20 protein-coding genes are annotated in these 15,963 nt (G+C 66.9%); 9 read left to right on the top strand and 11 right to left on the bottom strand.

The genetic code is table 11. From position 1 onward, the window contains the following. The first annotated feature begins 11 nt into the window (after nucleotides 1-11). The 3 genes from cysD (at nucleotide 12) to IE100_RS12555 (ending at nucleotide 4,067) form a co-directional block, all read left to right on the top strand. The gene (gene cysD / locus IE100_RS12565) at nucleotides 12-938 is read left to right on the top strand and encodes a sulfate adenylyltransferase subunit CysD (protein ID WP_189374667.1); all 927 of its coding nucleotides are present in this window, start codon (nucleotides 12-14) and stop codon (nucleotides 936-938) included. Between the two features lie 84 nt (nucleotides 939-1,022). Beyond that, nucleotides 1,023-2,459, top strand: coding sequence for a sulfate adenylyltransferase subunit CysN (cysN, locus tag IE100_RS12560; RefSeq protein WP_189374665.1), 1,437 nt, complete (start codon nucleotides 1,023-1,025; stop codon nucleotides 2,457-2,459). Between the two features lie 195 nt (nucleotides 2,460-2,654). After that, nucleotides 2,655-4,067 carry a sodium:proton antiporter gene (locus tag IE100_RS12555; RefSeq protein ID WP_189374664.1) on the top strand — a complete coding sequence of 471 codons (1,413 nt, stop codon included), beginning with the start codon at nucleotides 2,655-2,657 and terminating at the stop codon, nucleotides 4,065-4,067. 154 nt (nucleotides 4,068-4,221) lie between these two features. On the opposite strand, the gene coq7 is transcribed toward IE100_RS12555, so the two are convergent. Beyond that, nucleotides 4,222-4,842, bottom strand: a complete 621-nt coding sequence (coq7, locus tag IE100_RS12550; RefSeq protein WP_189374726.1) for a 2-polyprenyl-3-methyl-6-methoxy-1,4-benzoquinone monooxygenase — start codon at nucleotides 4,840-4,842, stop codon at nucleotides 4,222-4,224. A gap of 109 nt (nucleotides 4,843-4,951) precedes the next feature. Here coq7 and ppa point away from each other — a divergent pair, with 109 nt between their 5' ends. The 3 genes from ppa (at nucleotide 4,952) to IE100_RS12535 (ending at nucleotide 7,099) form a co-directional block, all read left to right on the top strand. After that, nucleotides 4,952-5,482 carry an inorganic diphosphatase gene (ppa, locus tag IE100_RS12545; protein WP_189374662.1) on the top strand — a complete coding sequence of 177 codons (531 nt, stop codon included), beginning with the start codon at nucleotides 4,952-4,954 and terminating at the stop codon, nucleotides 5,480-5,482. 71 nt (nucleotides 5,483-5,553) lie between these two features. Then, on the top strand, nucleotides 5,554-6,447 hold the full coding sequence (locus tag IE100_RS12540; RefSeq protein WP_189374660.1) for a LysR family transcriptional regulator: 894 nt from the start codon (nucleotides 5,554-5,556) through the stop codon (nucleotides 6,445-6,447). 7 nt (nucleotides 6,448-6,454) lie between these two features. After that, on the top strand, nucleotides 6,455-7,099 hold the full coding sequence (locus IE100_RS12535; RefSeq protein ID WP_189374658.1) for a hypothetical protein: 645 nt from the start codon (nucleotides 6,455-6,457) through the stop codon (nucleotides 7,097-7,099). Nucleotides 7,100-7,163: 64 nt separating this feature from the next. Here IE100_RS12535 and IE100_RS12530 read toward each other — a convergent pair whose 3' ends face one another. Beyond that, nucleotides 7,164-8,195 (bottom strand): CDP-6-deoxy-delta-3,4-glucoseen reductase, encoded by a 1,032-nt coding sequence (locus IE100_RS12530; protein ID WP_189374657.1) that lies wholly within the window; start codon nucleotides 8,193-8,195, stop codon nucleotides 7,164-7,166. A 33-nt stretch (nucleotides 8,196-8,228) separates the two neighbouring features. On the opposite strand from IE100_RS12530, the gene IE100_RS12525 reads away from it, so the two are divergent. Beyond that, nucleotides 8,229-9,095: an SDR family oxidoreductase gene (locus IE100_RS12525; protein WP_189374655.1), complete on the top strand. Its 867-nt coding sequence runs from the start codon at nucleotides 8,229-8,231 to the stop codon at nucleotides 9,093-9,095. 98 nt (nucleotides 9,096-9,193) lie between these two features. On the opposite strand, the gene IE100_RS12520 is transcribed toward IE100_RS12525, so the two are convergent. Both IE100_RS12520 and IE100_RS12515 read right to left on the bottom strand, forming a co-directional pair. Then, entirely contained in the window at nucleotides 9,194-9,502 is a 309-nt protein-coding gene (locus IE100_RS12520) for a hypothetical protein (protein WP_189374653.1), read from the bottom strand. A 39-nt stretch (nucleotides 9,503-9,541) separates the two neighbouring features. Further along, nucleotides 9,542-9,700, bottom strand: coding sequence for a hypothetical protein (locus IE100_RS12515; protein ID WP_189374651.1), 159 nt, complete (start codon nucleotides 9,698-9,700; stop codon nucleotides 9,542-9,544). On the opposite strand from IE100_RS12515, the gene trmB reads away from it, so the two are divergent. Next, nucleotides 9,699-10,379, top strand: coding sequence for a tRNA (guanosine(46)-N7)-methyltransferase TrmB (gene trmB / locus IE100_RS12510; RefSeq protein WP_189374649.1), 681 nt, complete (start codon nucleotides 9,699-9,701; stop codon nucleotides 10,377-10,379). The genes IE100_RS12515 and trmB overlap by 2 nt on opposite strands. A 69-nt stretch (nucleotides 10,380-10,448) precedes the next feature. On the opposite strand, the gene IE100_RS12505 is transcribed toward trmB, so the two are convergent. Next, nucleotides 10,449-10,934 carry a glutathione peroxidase gene (locus tag IE100_RS12505; protein ID WP_189374647.1) on the bottom strand — a complete coding sequence of 162 codons (486 nt, stop codon included), beginning with the start codon at nucleotides 10,932-10,934 and terminating at the stop codon, nucleotides 10,449-10,451. Nucleotides 10,935-10,984: 50 nt separating this feature from the next. On the opposite strand from IE100_RS12505, the gene IE100_RS12500 reads away from it, so the two are divergent. After that, nucleotides 10,985-11,464 carry a DUF1841 family protein gene (locus tag IE100_RS12500; RefSeq protein WP_229800371.1) on the top strand — a complete coding sequence of 160 codons (480 nt, stop codon included), beginning with the start codon at nucleotides 10,985-10,987 and terminating at the stop codon, nucleotides 11,462-11,464. Nucleotides 11,465-11,573: 109 nt separating this feature from the next. Here IE100_RS12500 and IE100_RS12495 read toward each other — a convergent pair whose 3' ends face one another. From IE100_RS12495 to IE100_RS12470, 6 genes are read right to left on the bottom strand one after another with little or no spacing between them, the layout of a single operon-like run. Then, a complete protein-coding gene (locus IE100_RS12495; RefSeq protein ID WP_189374645.1) occupies nucleotides 11,574-12,497 on the bottom strand; it encodes a MerR family transcriptional regulator in 924 nt (307 codons plus the stop codon). 43 nt (nucleotides 12,498-12,540) lie between these two features. Continuing rightward, nucleotides 12,541-12,954, bottom strand: a complete 414-nt coding sequence (locus IE100_RS12490; RefSeq protein ID WP_189374643.1) for a nuclear transport factor 2 family protein — start codon at nucleotides 12,952-12,954, stop codon at nucleotides 12,541-12,543. Further along, nucleotides 12,951-13,724, bottom strand: coding sequence for an SDR family NAD(P)-dependent oxidoreductase (locus IE100_RS12485; RefSeq protein WP_189374641.1), 774 nt, complete (start codon nucleotides 13,722-13,724; stop codon nucleotides 12,951-12,953). Before IE100_RS12485 ends, IE100_RS12490 begins: the two co-directional genes overlap by 4 nt. Then, the gene (locus IE100_RS12480; RefSeq protein WP_229800370.1) at nucleotides 13,721-14,263 is read right to left on the bottom strand and encodes a DUF3833 domain-containing protein; all 543 of its coding nucleotides are present in this window, start codon (nucleotides 14,261-14,263) and stop codon (nucleotides 13,721-13,723) included. Before IE100_RS12480 ends, IE100_RS12485 begins: the two co-directional genes overlap by 4 nt. Next, complete coding sequence (locus IE100_RS12475; RefSeq protein ID WP_189374640.1) at nucleotides 14,260-15,501, bottom strand: MFS transporter; 1,242 nt, start codon at nucleotides 15,499-15,501, stop codon at nucleotides 14,260-14,262. The genes IE100_RS12480 and IE100_RS12475 overlap by 4 nt, the downstream gene beginning before the upstream one ends. Continuing rightward, nucleotides 15,498-15,950 (bottom strand): chalcone isomerase family protein, encoded by a 453-nt coding sequence (locus IE100_RS12470; RefSeq protein WP_189374638.1) that lies wholly within the window; start codon nucleotides 15,948-15,950, stop codon nucleotides 15,498-15,500. Before IE100_RS12470 ends, IE100_RS12475 begins: the two co-directional genes overlap by 4 nt. Nucleotides 15,951-15,963: the final 13 nt, after the last annotated feature.

Below are 15,963 nucleotides of genomic sequence, written 5' to 3'. Positions count from 1 at the left end.
TGAGCGCAAAGATGAATATCAGTCAGGAGAGGCTGACTCACCTCAAGCAACTTGAAGCCGAGTCCATCCACATCATCCGTGAAGTCGCCGCCGAGTTTGACAACCCGGTGATGCTGTACTCCATCGGCAAGGATTCGGCGGTGATGCTGCATTTGGCACAAAAGGCCTTTGCCCCCGGCCGGCCGCCCTTCCCGCTGATGCACGTGGATACCACCTGGAAATTCCGCGACATGATCGCGCTGCGCGACAAGCAAGCGAAGGAATACGGCTGGGACCTGATCGTCCACGTCAACCAGGAAGGCGTCGACGCCAACATCAACCCGTTCACCGCCGGCAGTGCCAAGCACACCGACGTGATGAAGACCGAAGGCCTGAAGCAGGCGCTGAACAAGTACAAGTTCGACGCCGCCTTCGGTGGCGCCCGCCGCGACGAGGAAAAATCGCGCGCCAAGGAGCGCGTGTACTCCTTCCGCGACAAGAACCACCGCTGGGACCCGAAAAGCCAGCGTCCGGAACTGTGGAACATCTACAACGCCAAGATCAACAAGGGCGAGTCGATCCGCGTGTTCCCGCTGTCAAACTGGACCGAGCTGGACATCTGGCAGTACATCTTCCTCGAGAACATCGAGATCGTGCCGCTGTACTTCGCCGCCGAGCGCAAGGTGATCGAGCGTGACGGCACGCTGATCATGATCGACGACGACCGCATCCTGCAGTACCTCAGCGACGAGGAAAAGGCGAAGATCGAGACCAAGAAGGTCCGCTTCCGCACCCTCGGCTGTTATCCGCTGACCGGCGCGGTGGAGTCGGAAGCCACCACGCTGGCGGAAGTGATCCAGGAAATGCTGCTGACCAAGACCTCCGAACGCCAGGGCCGCGTGATCGATCACGACTCGTCCGGCTCGATGGAGAAGAAGAAGATGGAAGGCTACTTCTAAGCCGCAGCGCCTTTTCTTTCCCCTACCGAATGTTCAAAGGTTGGCCGCATGCGGCCAACCTTGCTGATGCAAGGCACGACGCTCATGGCACACCAATCCGACCTGATCGCCAGCGACATCCTGGCGTACCTGAAGCAACACGAAAACAAGGACCTGCTGCGCTTCATCACCTGCGGCAACGTCGACGACGGCAAATCCACGCTGATCGGCCGCCTGCTGCACGACTCCAAGCTGATCTTCGAAGACCAGCTGGCGGCGATCCAGCGCGACTCGAAAAAGTACAACACCACCGACGAGGAGATCGACCTCGCCTTGCTGGTGGACGGCCTGCAGGCCGAGCGCGAACAGGGCATCACCATCGACGTCGCCTACCGCTACTTCAGCACCGACCGCCGCAAGTTCATCATCGCCGACTGCCCGGGCCACGAGCAGTACACCCGCAACATGGCCACCGGCGCCTCGACCTGCAACCTGGCGGTGATCCTGATCGACGCCCGCTACGGCGTGCAGACGCAGACCCGCCGCCACAGCTACATCGTCAGCCTGCTGGGCATCAAGCACGTGGTGGTGGCCATCAACAAGATGGACCTGCTCGACTTCGACGAGGCGGTGTTCAATCGCATCCGCGACGAGTACCTGGCCTTTGCGGCCAACCTCGACATCGCCGACATCCGCTTCGTGCCGATCTCGGCGCTGCGCGGCGACAACGTGGTCACCGCCAGCGAGCGCACGCCGTGGTACGGCGGCCAGACGCTGATGGGCATCCTCGACAGCGTCGAGATCGACCACGACGTGGCGCAGAGCGCCTTCCGCCTGCCGGTGCAGTACGTGAACCGCCCGAACCTGGACTTCCGCGGCTTCTGCGGCACCGTGGCCAGCGGCGAGATCCACCCCGGCGACCGCATCGTCGCGCTGCCGTCCGGCAAACAGAGCACGGTGGAAAGCGTGGTGGTGTACGAAGGTGATCTTGATGTAGCGCGCAGCGGCCAGGCCATCACCCTGACGCTGGCCGACGAGATCGACATCTCGCGCGGCGACATGATCGTGCGCGCCGACGAGACGGCGCCGACGGTCAGCCAGGCCATCGAGGCGCACCTGGTGTGGATGGACGAGAACCCGCTGGTGGTGGGCAAGGACTACGGCTTCAAGCTGGCCGGCAAGAACGTCACCGGCCGCGTCGAGCGCATCGTGCACCGCGTGGACGTGAACACGCTGGACGCGTTCGAGGCGGAAAAGCTGCAGCTGAACGAGATCGGCCTGGTGCGCATCGCCTTCACCGCGCCGGTGGTGTTCGACGCCTATAAAGACTGCCGCGCCACCGGCAGCTTCATCGTCATCGACCGCCTGTCCAACGGCACCGCCGGCGCCGGCATGATCCGCGGCGCGGTGGCGGTGGACAGCAGCAGCCAGGACCAGAGCGACCTCGCCCGCCTGCGCGCGTTCGAGATCGAGTTCAACGCGCTGGTGCGCAAGCACTTCCCGCACTGGGAGGCGAAGGACGTCAGCAAGCTGTTCGGCTAAACGCCGACGCGGCCACCCCACAACGACCAGCCCTGCGGCTGGTCGTTTTGTTTTGCAGGGAAGTTCCCGATGGCGCGGCGACGGATGCGGCGGTTACAATTGCCGTTTTCCGGTTGCCCAGGCACGAGCCATAACAATCAAGGGTGCGCGCGATCGCCGGAAGCGCAGCGCCTCCTGCAAAACCCAGAGTTGAACATGTCCCTACCCCGCTTGCTACGTCCTGCGCTGCCCCTGGCGCTGACGCTGCTGCCGTCGCTGGCTCACGCCAGCGTCAATGGCGCAGAACTGTCCATGCTGTGGGCCGTGCCCTTTGCCGGCCTGCTGTTAAGCATTGCCCTGATGCCGCTGCTGGCCCCGGCCGTCTGGCACCACCACTTCGGCAAGATCGCCGCCGGCTGGGCACTGGCCTTCGTGCTGCCGTTTGCGGCCAACCATGGCCTGGCCGGCGTCAGCCACGACATCCTGCACACCATGGTGCTGGAGTACGTGCCGTTCATCATCCTGCTGGTGGCGCTGTTCACCGTCGCCGGCGGCATTTTCATCAACGGCAACCTGCACGGCTCGCCGCTGCTCAACAGCGGCGTGCTGGCCACCGGCACCGTGCTGGCCAGCTTCACCGGCACCACCGGCGCCTCGATGCTGCTGATCCGCCCGCTGTTGCGCGCCAACGACAACCGCCGCCACAAGACCCACGTGTTCGTGTTCTTCATCTTCCTGGTCGCCAATATCGGCGGCTCGCTGACGCCGCTGGGCGACCCGCCGCTGTTCCTCGGCTTCCTCAAGGGCGTCGGCTTCGGCTGGACCATGGAGCACATGCTGGCGCCGATGTTCAGCGCCAGCCTGATCCTGCTGCTGGTGTTCTTCGTACTGGACAGCTACTTCTACCGCAAGGAAAGCGCGCAGACGCTGGCGCGCGACCCGACTCCGGACAGCCCGCTGCGCATCGAGGGCAAGCTCAACTTCCTGCTGCTGGGCGGCGTGGTGGTCGCGGTGCTGCTGTCCGGCGTGTGGCAGCCGGGCGTGGTGTGGCAGGTGTACGGCCTCGACATCGAGCTGCAGAACGTGGTGCGCGACCTGCTGCTGCTGGCGATGGCGGGGCTGTCGCTGAAGCTGACGCCGCGCCACTGCCGCGAGGCCAACGCCTTCAACTGGGCGCCGATGCTGGAGGTGGCCAAGCTGTTCGCCGGCATCTTCATCAGCATGATCCCGGTGCTGGCGATGCTGAAGGCCGGCCCGGACGGCGCCTTCGCCGGCCTGGTGCGCATGGTGACCGCCCCCGACGGCACCCCGGTCAATGTCGCCTACTTCTGGCTCACCGGTGCGCTGTCCAGCTTCCTCGACAATGCGCCGACCTACCTGGTGTTCTTCAACCTCGCCGGCGGCGACGCGCAGCAGCTGATGGGCGCCGGCGCCAACACCCTGCTGGCGATCTCGATGGGTGCGGTGTTCATGGGCGCCAACAGCTATATCGGCAACGCGCCCAACTTCATGGTGAAGGCGATCGCGGAAGAGCGCGGCGTGGTGATGCCGAGCTTCTTCGGCTACATCGGCTGGGCCTGTGCCTTCCTGATCCCGACCTTCCTGCTGCTCACCGTGCTGTTCTTCTGATCCCACCCTTGCGGCCAACCTTGCGCAAGCTTGGCCGCAGCCAGCGCCCAGAGACGGCCCGTACAAGAAAAAGCACCGCCTCCCATGCCGGGAGGCGGTGCTTTTTTCATGATTGCCGCCGCCGCCCGCGGGCGGCTTGCTCATGCGGCGGCGCTCACAGCCGGTAGCTGCTCACCGTCATCAGCTTGGCGGACAGCTTCATCGCGCCCTTCACCGGCAGCGGCAGCTCGGCCGCGCCCAGCTGCTGAGCCATGTCGGCGTGCTTCAGCTCGTCGTCGCGCATCTGGCTGACGATGGCGCGGCTCTTGTCGTCCTGCGCCGGCAGCTCGCTGAGGTGGCTGTCGAGGTGGGCGCCGACCTGGTGCTCGGTTTCCTGCAGGAAGCCGAGGTTCCACTTGTCACCGAGCAGGCCGGCGGTGACGCCGATCGCCAGCGAGCCGGTGTACCACAGCGGGTTGAACAGGCTGGGGCGGCCGCCCAGCTCGCGGATGCGGCGCTCGGTCCACGCCAGGTGCTCCACCTCCTCGAACGCGGCGTGGCGCAGCGCCTCGCGCGCCGCCGGATCGCGCGCGGTCAGCGCCTGGCCTTGGTACAGCGCCTGCGCGCACACCTCGCCGCAGTGGTTGACGCGCATCAGCCCCAGCGCGTGGCGTTTGTCCGCGGCGGACAGCTCGGCCTCGGCGACATCGCGGTCGGGATGCGGGCGCGCGCTGCTGGCCGGCGCAAACAGGGTGCGCAGGCCGCGGTCGAATTCGGAAATCAGCTTATCTAGCATCATGTGCGGTTATGGCCTTCATCAATAGACGCGATTATACCTCGGCTGGGCTGCTGGTATAATCACCCGGTTTATTCCTGACGACTCAACCGGAAAAGGACTTTCACGCATGAATATCGACCTCATCGGCCCGGGCAAGAACATGCCGAACGACGTTAACGTCGTTATCGAGATCACCGCCAACAGCGCCCCGATCAAGTACGAATTCGACAAGGAAAGCGGCGCGCTGTGCGTGGACCGTTTCATGGGCACCTCGATGTTCTACCCGGCCAACTACGGTTTCGTGCCGCAGACCATCGCCGGCGACGGCGACCCGGTCGACGTGCTGGTGGTGACCCCGTTCCCGCTGCCGCCGGGCGTGCTGATCCGCGTGCGCATGCTGGGCCTGCTCAAGATGGAAGACGACGGCGGTGTCGACGCCAAGCTGATCGCGGTGCCGGTCGAGAAACTGTGCCCGATGTACAAGGACATCCAGAAACTGGAAGACCTGCCGCAACTGCTGCGCGACCAGATGGTGCACTTCTTCGAGCACTACAAGGATCTGGAAAAAGGCAAATGGGTCAAAATCCAGGGTTGGGGTACACTGGAAGACGCCACCCGTGAACTGGAAGAAGGCATCGAGCGCGCCAAGCAGGGTTGATCCCCCGATGGCCGACACAGCCGGTGGCACGCGCCACCGGCTTTTTTCATTCCGTTTTCAGGCAGCCCACCATGACCCGACTCTCACTCGACGCCCTGCTGGTACTGGACGCCATCGACCGCCGCGGCAGTTTTGCCGCCGCCGCCGAGGCACTGTTCCGCGTGCCGTCCGCCATCACCTACAGCGTGCAGAAGCTGGAGCAGGACCTGGGCGTGATGCTGTTCGACCGCAGCGGCCACAAGGCCAAGCTGACCTCGGCCGGGCTGCTGCTGCTGCAGGAAGGCCGCACGCTGCTGGACTCGGCGGCGATGCTGGAGCAGCGGGTGAAGACCCACGCCACCGGCTGGGAGGGCGAGTTGCGCATCGCCATCTCCTCGCTGCTGCCGTTCACCCGCGTGATCGACCTGGTGCGCGAATTCGACGAGCTGGGCGCACAGACCGAACTGCGCCTGACGCGCGAGAACTTCGGCGGCATGTGGGATGCGCTGATCGACGGCCGCGCCGACCTGAGCATCGGCGCACCGGACATGCCGGTGCAGGGCAACCTGTACTGCCGCGAGATGGGCCACGCCGCCTTCGGCTTTTGCGTCGCGCCGAGCCACCCGCTGGCGCAGGCGGCGGAGCCGATCCCGGCGCACGAGCTGCGCAAGCACCGCATCATCGTGCTGGCCGACAGCTCGCGCACGCTGACGCCGCGCAGCGCCTCGATCCAGGAAGGCCAGGCACGGCTGACGGTGTCCAGCCTGGACGACAAGATCGACATGCAGTGCGCCGGCCTCGGCATCGGCTATTTGCCACTGCAGCATGTGCAAAAACCGCTGGCCGACGGCCGCCTGCTGCTCAAGGCGGTGGAAGACGCGCGCGATCCCGTGCCACTATATTATGCATGGCAAACCAAGGAACCGGGGCAGGCGATGGCCTGGTTCCTGCAGCGTTTGCGCGACTTCGACTGGCAACTGATGTAGACACCGGATGGACCTGCCCGCCACCCCCGCCACCACCCTCGACGCGTTGCAGCAGCGGCTGGCCGACTGCGGCCTGCAGCCGGCAGCCAGCCGCCACGGCACGGCGCTGTGCTGGCAGGGCTTGCGCCTGGGCGGCAACGGCGACGCGGACATCGACATCGAGCTGGCGGTCACCCCGCACCCGGCGGCACGGCAGTACGGTTTCATGCTCTTCGTCGGCTGCACCCCGGCCTTGCGCGAACAGGCGCGGCCGCTGCTGGACGCCCTCGCCCCGGCCGCCGGCGCCTGGCTGTGGTGCGGCCCGCGCGGTGCCGGCCGCTTCTGCCAGCGCGTGTTCGACGCCTTCCTCTACATCAACGGCCCGCTGCTGCACGAGACGATGCGGCACGGCCAGACGCAGCCGGACTGGCCGGCATTCTTCGCCAGCCAGCTGCAGCTGGGACAGCAGCTGCTGGCGCTGGCGCAGCAGTACCGCCGCGCGCAGCACGACGACAGCCAGCCGGATCTTGGGGCGCTGCTGCAGGAGTTCGCGCGGCCGCCGCTGCTGCACAGCCACTACGCACTGACCCTGGCACGGCTGCTGGAGCTGGGCCTTGCCCAGCAGCCGCTGACGCAAGCCGTCTTCGAGCAGCTGCTGCGGCCGGCGCCCTGAACCCGTCGCCCGCACGCAAAAAAGCCGCCTGACGAGGCGGCTTTGTCATCGGCGATTGGCCGGCTTACGGCTTGCTGCCACTCATGTCCTTGGACAGGAAGAAGGCGTCGGAGAAGAACTCGTCCTCCGGCAGCTTGCGCTCGCCGATGAAGGACTTGTGCGCGGCCTCGACCATGATCGGCGCGCCGCAGGCGTACACCTGGTAGCCGGACAGGTCGTCGAAGTCGTCCAGCACCGCCTGGTGCACGAAGCCGGTGCGGCCAGGCCAGTTGTGCTCCGGCAGCGCGTCCGACACCACCGGAATGAAGGTGATGTTGGCGTTTTCCGCCTGCCACTGCCCGGCCTTCTCCGCCATGTACAGGTCGTGCGGCGTGCGCGCGCCCCAGTAGAACACGATCGGGCGGGTGATGCCGTGGTGGATGGCGTGCTCGATGATGCCCTTGATCGGCGCAAAGCCGGTGCCGCTGGCCACCATGATGATCGGCTTGTCGGAGTCCTCGCGCAGGAAGAAGGAACCCAGCGGCCCCTTGAAGCGCATGATTTCCTTTTCCTTCATGCTGTGGAACACGTACTCGGAGAAGGTGCCGCCCGGCTGGTTACGGATGTGCAGCTCGATGAAGGCGTCGTCGTGCGGCGCGTTGGCGATGGAGAAGCTGCGCTTCTTGCCGTCCTTCATCAGGATGTCGATGTACTGGCCGGCCATGAACTGCAGGCGTTCGGACACCGGCAGCTTCAGTTTCAGCACCGCCACGTCGTGGATCTTCTCGATCGACTCCACGCGACACGGCAGGGTCTTGATCTGGATGTCGCCGATGCCGGCCAGCTCGCGCACTTCGATGGTGAGGTCGCCCTGCGGCCTGGCACAGCAGAACAGCGCCATGCCCTGTGCGCGGTCGGCGGCAGACAGCGCCTTCTCCTGCGCGCCACCGTGCTCTACCTCGCCGGCGACAACCTTGCCCTTGCAGGCGCCGCAGGCACCGTCACGGCAGCCGTAAGGCAGGCCGACGTTCTGGCGCAAGGCGGCCTCAAGAATGGTTTCATGCGATTCAACCGCAAAAGAATGGCCGCTCGGAAGCACCTTTACCTGACACGTCATCTTGTTCCCTTAAACTTCGCTAAAATGGCCGTCATGCGAACCCTGTTGATCATCGGCACCGGCGACATCGCCCGGCGTGCCCTGCCCCTGCTGCTGCCGCACTGGCGGATACTGGCGCTGACGCGCCGCCCGGAAACCGCCGCGCAATGGCGACAGCTGGGCGCCCGGCCGGTGCCGGGCGATCTGGATGATGCGCGCAGTCTCGAACGCCTCGCCGGCCTGGCCGACGCGGTGCTGTACACCGCGCCACCACCGGAACACAGCAATATCGACCCCAGAATGCGCAAGGTCTTGTCGCGACTGGCAAAAACGCCGAGTTTACCACAGCAACTGGTCTATATCAGCACCAGCGGCGTGTACGGCAATGCCGATGGCAAGTGGCTGAACGAGTGCGCGCCGCTGCGGCCAACCTCGGCCCGCGCGCGCCGCCGCGTCGACGCCGAACGCGCGCTGCGCGGCTTTGCCGTCGCCCACGGCAGCGCGCTGACCATCCTGCGCGCACCGGGCATCTACGCCGCCGAGCGCCTGCCGCTCACCCGCCTCGTCAACGGCACGCCGCTGATCGATGCCACCGAGGACAGCGTCAGCAACCACATCCACGCCGACGACCTGGCGCGGCTGTGCGTGGCCGCGCTGCAGCAGCCGCGCGGCGGCATCCGCGTCTACAACGCCTGCGACAGCCAGCCGCTGCCGGTCGGCGAGTGGTACGACAAGCTGGCCGATACGCTGGGCTATCCGCGCGCGCCGCGCCTGCCGCGCGCAGTGGTGCAGCAGCAGGTGTCGCCGGGGTTGTGGTCGTTCATGGCCGAATCGCGTCGCCTCAGCAACGCGCGCCTGTTGCGCGAGCTGCCCGGCTGCCTGCGCTACCCGACGGTGGATGCGCTGCTGCGCCAGCTGTAGCGCTACCTTGCGGCCAACCCTGGCCTGAGCGCCGCGATGAAGAAACCCCGCCGTGGCGCGTGCCGCGGCGGGGTTCTCCGTTATGGGTTGTGACCGTGTCAGATCGCCTCGCTGGCGTCCTCGCACGGGCTGCACAGCCGGTCGCGGGCCAGCGCGGCCAGCGCGTCGAGATCGTCGTTGAGGTGCAGCTGCATATGGCGCAGCGCGCCGCGCAGGATGGCGCTGGCCAAGAGCGCCTCGTCGCACTGGAACACCTCGGCCATCGCGCGCAGCTCGGCGCAGGTCTCGTGGCACAAGGGCAGCGACAGGTGGCGCACCGGCTCCACGCGCAGCAGCGTGCCCAGCTCCTGCCCTTCGGCGCGGTACTCTTCCAGCAGTTTTACAAAGTCGTGCAGTTCATCGTTCATGAGACACCTCCCGTGTCCATTGCTACGTCCGCTTTCCCCTCACACAGCATGGCACATGCTGCCGCTTTGCCAAGGTGAATCGGCGGCGGAATTGATCTGCGCCAAGACGCTACTGGCGGGGCGGCGGCGCAGCCCTACCGCTGGCGGCCAAGATTCGGTAACATCGCGATCTTTTTGCAGTTTTTGAGTGACGACCATGGAAAATCCGGCCTTCAACCGCGCCATTCGCAGCTTCGTGCTGCGTCAGGGCCACCTGTCTCCTGCGCAGCAGCGCGCCATCGACGAAGGCATGCCGAAATGGGGCATCGAGTATCAGGCGGCGCCGCTGGACCTGCAGCAGGCCTTCGGCCGCGCGGCACCGAAAATCCTGGAAATCGGCTTCGGCATGGGCGGCGCCACCGCCGAAATCGCCGCCGGCAACCCGGACAAGGACTACCTCGGCATCGAGGTGCACTCGCCGGGGGTGGGCAACCTGTTCAAGCTGATCGCGGAGCAGCAGCTGAGCAACCTGCGCCTGATCCGCCACGACGCGGTGGAGGTGCTGGACAACATGCTGCCGGACGGCTCGCTGGACGGCGTGCACATCTTCTTCCCCGATCCGTGGCACAAGAAGCGCCACAACAAGCGCCGCCTGATCCAGGCGCCGCTGGTGGAAAAACTGGTGCGCAAGCTGAAGCCGGGCGGCTACCTGCACGCCGCCACCGACTGGGAAGACTACGCCATCCAGATCATGGAGGTGTTCAGCGCCAATGCCGATCTGGCCAACAGCGCCGACGGCTACGCGCCGCGCCCGGACTACCGCCCGCTGACCAAGTTCGAGGCGCGCGGCATCCGCCTCGGCCACGGCGTGTGGGACATCATCTTTACCCGCAAGTAATTCCCTTGCCGGCATGACACTGCGGCCAACCTTGCACTCAAGGTTGGCCGCAGTGTTTTGTGGCGGTGCTCAGGCGGCGGCCTGCAGCAGCGCCTCGATGTCGCCGGCGATGTCGTGCGGCTCCGCCGCCGGCTCGTAGCGTTTCACCAGCCGTCCCTTGCGGTCGATCAGGAACTTGGTGAAGTTCCACTTCACCGGATGCGGATGCTTGCTGTCGGCGCCGGTCAGCCAGTGCCACAGCGGGCTGGCGCCCGCGCCGTTGACGTCGCCCTTCTCGAACAGCGGGAAGCTGACCCCGAAGCGGCTGACGCAGAAATCATGGATCGCGCGGGCGTCGCCCGGCTCCTGGCCGCCGAACTGGTTGCAGGGAAAGCCCAGCACGCAGAAGCCCTGCCCCTGATAGGTACTGTGCAGTTCCTGCAGGCCGGCGTACTGCCGGGTGTAGCCGCATTCGCTGGCGGTGTTGACGATCAGCAGCACCTGGCCGCGGTACTGCGCCAGGGGTTGCAACAGGCCATCGCCAAGGTTGGCCGCAAAGTCCGCAATCGTGGTCATGGTGGGTCTCCATCCGTATAATGCTGCTTTTCCGAGTAAATCAGTCAACCATGATGTTCGCACCCAGCCGACAGGATGCCCGCCGTTTCTTTTTCGATACCTGGCAGAAGCAGCAGGCCGGTCAGCCGCTGACCGATCTGGAGAAGCTGCTGTTCAGCGTGATCCTGCTGCATCCGGAATACCACGACATTCTCAACCGCCCGCAACAGTACGCCGAGCGCGAATGGCTGCCGGAACAGGGCGAAACCAATCCCTTCCTGCACATGGGCATGCACCTGGCGCTGGAAGAGCAGCTGTCGATCGACCAGCCGCCCGGCATCCGCGCGCTGTACCAGCAGCTGTTGCAGCAGACCGGCGACGAGCACGACGCGCAGCACGAGGTGCTGGACTGCCTGGGCGAGATGATCTGGCAGGCGCAGCGTTACGGCGGCGGGCCGGACGTGAACGTGTACCTGTCCTGTATCCGCGGCAAGCTGGGCCAGGACCCGGAAGACACCCCGCGCAAGAACCTGAAAGACATGGACGACTGAGACCGTTCTGACACCGGCGCTCATCGCGCGACCGCGCTGCCAGCACCCCAGGGCCATCCGGCGACACGCCGCGATGGCCTCTTTGTTATGGCCAAGGTCGCCGTCTTTTTCAAACGGCAATTGCGGGCGGGTGCCGCTCGCGCCAGTCGCTGACGCAGGCGTCGAGCTGCTCCAGCGTCAGCCGCGTGGCGCGGGCGGGCAGCCGCTTCAGGCCGCGGCAGCCGGCACCGCCGAGCCAGACCTCGACCCCGTCCGGCAGCAGGGTGTCCAGCACCGCGACGTCCGCCTGCGGGCTGGCCTCGTAGGAGGCGGAAAAGGACAGCACCACCACGTCGACGCGGTGCTTGTGCGCCGCGCTGGCGATGTCGGTGAGCGGCATCTGCGTGCCGAAGGCGATGGCGTCGCAGCCGGCCAAGCGCAGCAGCGCTTCCACCATCAGCAGGCCGATCAGGTGCTGCTCGCCCGGGCAGGTGGTCAGCATCACCCGCGGCGACTGCAGGCCGGCGGGGATGCCGGCCAGGGTCTCGCGCAGCACGCGCTTGACCTCTTCCGAGTACAGGTGTTCCTCGTGTACGCGCAGCTCGCCGCGCATCCACGCCTCGCCGACCAGCGGGTTGGCCGCGGCCAGAAAATCGCTGACGAAGCGGCGCAGGCCGAGTTCGAACAGGCGGTGGCGCAGCAGCTCGCGCACCGCCAGCGCGTCGTGGCCGCCCAGCGCGTCGATCAGGCCGGCGCAGACATCCGGCACCACCCGAGCCGGGGTGTGCGTCTGCGCCAGCGCCTCCAGCTGCGCCATGCTCTGCCCGACCAGCTTGCCGGGGCGGAAGCCCAGGTCCATCAGCCGCCGCACCTGCTTCAGCTTGCCGACCTGCGCCGCGCTGTACAGGCGGTCGCCGGCGGCATCGCGCGCCGGCTGCGGAAAGCCGTAGCGGCGCTCCCACATCCGCAACAGGTCCTTGGGGATGCCGGTCTCGCGTTCGACGGCGGCGATGGGCAGGCCGCCATCGCTCGGGGCGGAGTCTTCGTTCATCATTTGTACACGCTGGCGTTCCGACAACACATCGACAAGGCCGGCATTATGCCATGCGCCGTTTGATCACACGCAGCAAGGCACCGACGAGCGGCAGTTTTTCGTACACCCCTTCCGCCGCATCCCAGTAGTCGCGGTGCGCGGCGATGCGGCCGTCGGCGGCGAGGGTCAGCAGCGTGCCGCCGTGGATCTGCTGCGCCCGGCCACCCAGCTCGAAGCGGAAATCCCAGCTGACGAAGGCCTTGTCGTCCTGCGCCACCACCTCGCCGATCACGAAGCGCGGCGCCTGCAGCCGCCGGAACATGTTCGCGTACAAGGCCTTGATCGCGTCGCGGCCGTGCACCTGCTGGAACGGGTCGCGGAACGTGGCGGACTCGGCGTAGACGGCGTCGATGTCATCCAGCGTCTGCGGCGACAGCGAGGCAAACCAGTCCAGATGGCGGGCAAGTTGGGGATTCATAGTCCGGTAACCCTGTGGGCGAGCCAGAAGTACAGGCGGTAGGGCAACAGTGCGGCCAACTTCAGCGGCCACGAGAAGCGCTTCGGGAAATGGATGTCGAACTCGCCGCGGGCGAAGCCGCGCACGATCTGCTGCGCCGCCTGCTCCGGCGTCAGCAGTGCCGGCATCGCAAACGCGTTCTGTGCGGTGAGGCGGGTGGCGACAAAACCGGGATTGATCACGTGCACGCCGATGCCGTGGCGGTGCAGGTCGAGGTACAGCGTCTGCGCGAAGTAGTTCACCGCCGCCTTGGTGGCGCCGTACACCAGGCCGTTGGGCATGCCGCCCCAGCCGGCGACGCTGGCCACCAGCGCGATGGCGCCGCCGGACTGCGCCAGCAGCTGCGGCACCAGCGCCGCGCTGCCGTACATCACCCCCAGCAGGTTGACGTCGACCATGCGCCGCGCCAGCTCCGGCGTCAGCTGCCAGGCGCGCAGCGGGGTATAGTCGCCGGCCAGCATCACCACCAGGTCGATGCCCTGCCACTGCTGCAGCAACTGGTCGCGGCTGCGCTGCCAGTCCTCGGGGCGGGTCACGTCCAGCGGCAGCAACCACATGCGCTCGTGGCCGCTGGCGACCTCGCGCAGCGCCGCCTCGTGGCGGCCGGACAGCGCCACCCAGGCGCCGAGGCGGTGCAGCTCGCGCGCCAGCGCCGCGCCGATGCCGTGGCCGGCGCCGACCAGCCACACGCGGCGGTTGTGCCAGTCCTGCAAGCGGGGGTTCAGGCTCACGGCTGCGCCCCCTTGCGGAACACCAGCGTCACCTCACCCAGGCGCACGCCCCACTTGCTCATCACCGAGCGGTTCAGCACCGTGTGCTCGTCCAGCTGGTACATCCAGTCGTCGAAACGCACCTCGTACACCTTGCCGTCCACCGGCAGGCGCAGCGTGTAGTCCCAGAACAGCGCAAAACCTTCGGTGCGGCCGCTGGCCTGCCCCACCACGTCGCTGGCGGTGCCGCGGTAGCGGCCATCGGGCAGCTTTTGCAGCGTCCATACCCGGCGCTGTTTTTCGCCGTCGTCGTAAGTGAAGTGCTCGTCCAGCACGCCGCGCTCGCCCTGCCAGCTGCCGTTCATCTGCACGGTGAAGCGGCGCAGCACCTTGCCGCTGCGGTCCTGGAACATGCCCTGCGCCGTCAGCGGGCCGTTGAAATACGTTTTCAGGTCAAAGCCTGGCCGCGTGCCGCGGTAGTCGTCGATGCCGGTGCTGGAACACGCCAGCAGCAGGCCGCACAGCATGGCCAGCACGGCGGCGTTGAGGATTCGGGTCATGCCTTTACTCCCATCAGAAGTGGTGCCGACGGCAGGGCCAGGCAGGCCGCCAGCTTGAATAGCACCGGCAGGCCGGCATACAACCATGGCAGCGCCGAGGCATCGCCGCCGGGCTGATAGCCCAGCTGTGCCGCCAGCGGCAGCGCGAAGCCAGCGGCAACGGCCAGCGCCAGCTTGTTCATCATCGACACCGCGCCAAAGGCGGTACCACCTTGCGCGGCGACGCGCTCGCCGAGCACGTCGGCCACCAGTGCGCTGCCGAAAGCGAGATCGGCCCCCAGCGCCGCACCGCTGAGCAGGCACACCGCGGCAAACAGGCCACCCTGCCCCTCGCCCAGTACTGGCACCGGCAGGAACACCAGTAGTGCCAGCAGCATGCCGCCACGCCAGGCGGCGACGCGGCCGATGCGGTCGGCAAGGCGCACCCACAGCGGCAACGACAGCACCGCGGCGAGGAAATACAGCAGCAGGAACAGGCCGGCCAGTGCCGGTGTGCGCAACAGATCGGCGATGTAGAAATTGAGCAGCGTCGCCGGGATCGCCATCGCGATGGCATTGAGCAGCAGCACCAGCAGCACGCGACGGAAGGCGCTGTCCTGCCACAGCTGGTGCCAGTGTGGCGCGGTGCGGCCGGCAGCCAACGGCAACGCCGCCGGCGCGTGACGCAGCAGCCACAGACACACGCAACTGCACAGCAACAGCAGCGCCGCCAGCACCTGCATGGCGTACTGCTGGCCGTGGCGGGCGGCCAACGTTGCCGGCAGTGCCGCTGCCAGCAGCACGCCGAGCAGCGCCCAGCCCTCGCGCCACGCCGCCACCCGCGAGCGGCCGTGCACACTGGGCCACAGTGCCGCGCCGTAGCGCAACAGCGCGATGTTCAGCCAGCCGTGCGCCAGATACACCAGCAGCAAGGCGGCCGCCAGTTGCGGCAGCAACGGCCAGTCGCGCTGCGGCATCACCAGCCAGCCGAAACCGGCCAGCCCGCCAACGGCGGCCAGCAGCAACAGCGCACGCGCCCGCGGCGGCGACAGGCGGTCCTGCCACACCCCGAGCAGCGGGTCGATCGCGGTATCGACCAGCCGCGCCAGCAGCAGCACCCAGCCGAGGCTGGCCAGCGCCACACCGAAATCGGCGGCATACAGCGCCGGGGTGTGCACGTACAGCGGTAGCGCCACCATCGCCAGCGGCAGGCCGCCGAGGCCACTCAGCGCCAGCTGCCACGTGCCGGGCGCGTTCATCCGCGGCCACCCAGCAGCTGTTCACGCACCGCCGGCGCCCGTGACGCCAGGTCCAGCCAGATGCGGAAAAACAGCTGCCCGAACAGCGGGTCGTCGATACGGTGGGTCAGGCGTCCATTGAACCAGAAGCGCACCACGCTGCCGTCCATGGCGCCGATCAGTACGTCACCCTCGGCTACGTCGGGAAAGGCACGCCGCATGTGCTCGCTCCACGTCGCGCGCACCCGCTCCGGCATGCCGTAACGCTGCATTTCCTCGAGGCTGGTAGCCACCAGCCTGGCACCGGGAATGCTGCGTGCGTAGCGGATCTCCAGCGCAAACGGTTGTGTCCACTGGAACGCTTGCGCCGCCGGCGTGTACAGCGCGGAGTCGTACAGGCGGAAGCCGAACCAGCGCAGCGTGCCCTGGCCACGCAGTTGCAAACCGTTCAGTTCAGCAGGCAGGGCCATGGCATTTCCCATC

The sequence above is a fragment of the Vogesella alkaliphila genome (assembly GCF_014652475.1).
GTDB lineage: Bacteria > Pseudomonadota > Gammaproteobacteria > Burkholderiales > Chromobacteriaceae > Vogesella > Vogesella alkaliphila.
This window is presented reverse-complemented; position numbering and strand designations above follow the sequence as displayed.

Coding starts and splice junctions, on each gene's coding strand:
- cysD (WP_189374667.1), top strand. CDS start 12: ATGAATATCAGTCAGGAGAGGCTGACTCACCTCAAGCAACTTGAAGCC.
- cysN (WP_189374665.1), top strand. CDS start 1,023: ATGGCACACCAATCCGACCTGATCGCCAGCGACATCCTGGCGTACCTG.
- IE100_RS12555 (WP_189374664.1), top strand. CDS start 2,655: ATGTCCCTACCCCGCTTGCTACGTCCTGCGCTGCCCCTGGCGCTGACG.
- coq7 (WP_189374726.1), bottom strand. CDS start 4,842: ATGCTAGATAAGCTGATTTCCGAATTCGACCGCGGCCTGCGCACCCTG.
- ppa (WP_189374662.1), top strand. CDS start 4,952: ATGAATATCGACCTCATCGGCCCGGGCAAGAACATGCCGAACGACGTT.
- IE100_RS12540 (WP_189374660.1), top strand. CDS start 5,554: ATGACCCGACTCTCACTCGACGCCCTGCTGGTACTGGACGCCATCGAC.
- IE100_RS12535 (WP_189374658.1), top strand. CDS start 6,455: ATGGACCTGCCCGCCACCCCCGCCACCACCCTCGACGCGTTGCAGCAG.
- IE100_RS12530 (WP_189374657.1), bottom strand. CDS start 8,195: ATGACGTGTCAGGTAAAGGTGCTTCCGAGCGGCCATTCTTTTGCGGTT.
- IE100_RS12525 (WP_189374655.1), top strand. CDS start 8,229: ATGCGAACCCTGTTGATCATCGGCACCGGCGACATCGCCCGGCGTGCC.
- IE100_RS12520 (WP_189374653.1), bottom strand. CDS start 9,502: ATGAACGATGAACTGCACGACTTTGTAAAACTGCTGGAAGAGTACCGC.
- trmB (WP_189374649.1), top strand. CDS start 9,699: ATGGAAAATCCGGCCTTCAACCGCGCCATTCGCAGCTTCGTGCTGCGT.
- IE100_RS12515 (WP_189374651.1), bottom strand. CDS start 9,700: ATGGTCGTCACTCAAAAACTGCAAAAAGATCGCGATGTTACCGAATCT.
- IE100_RS12505 (WP_189374647.1), bottom strand. CDS start 10,934: ATGACCACGATTGCGGACTTTGCGGCCAACCTTGGCGATGGCCTGTTG.
- IE100_RS12500 (WP_229800371.1), top strand. CDS start 10,985: ATGATGTTCGCACCCAGCCGACAGGATGCCCGCCGTTTCTTTTTCGAT.
- IE100_RS12495 (WP_189374645.1), bottom strand. CDS start 12,497: ATGATGAACGAAGACTCCGCCCCGAGCGATGGCGGCCTGCCCATCGCC.
- IE100_RS12490 (WP_189374643.1), bottom strand. CDS start 12,954: ATGAATCCCCAACTTGCCCGCCATCTGGACTGGTTTGCCTCGCTGTCG.
- IE100_RS12480 (WP_229800370.1), bottom strand. CDS start 14,263: ATGACCCGAATCCTCAACGCCGCCGTGCTGGCCATGCTGTGCGGCCTG.
- IE100_RS12475 (WP_189374640.1), bottom strand. CDS start 15,501: ATGAACGCGCCCGGCACGTGGCAGCTGGCGCTGAGTGGCCTCGGCGGC.
- IE100_RS12470 (WP_189374638.1), bottom strand. CDS start 15,950: ATGGCCCTGCCTGCTGAACTGAACGGTTTGCAACTGCGTGGCCAGGGC.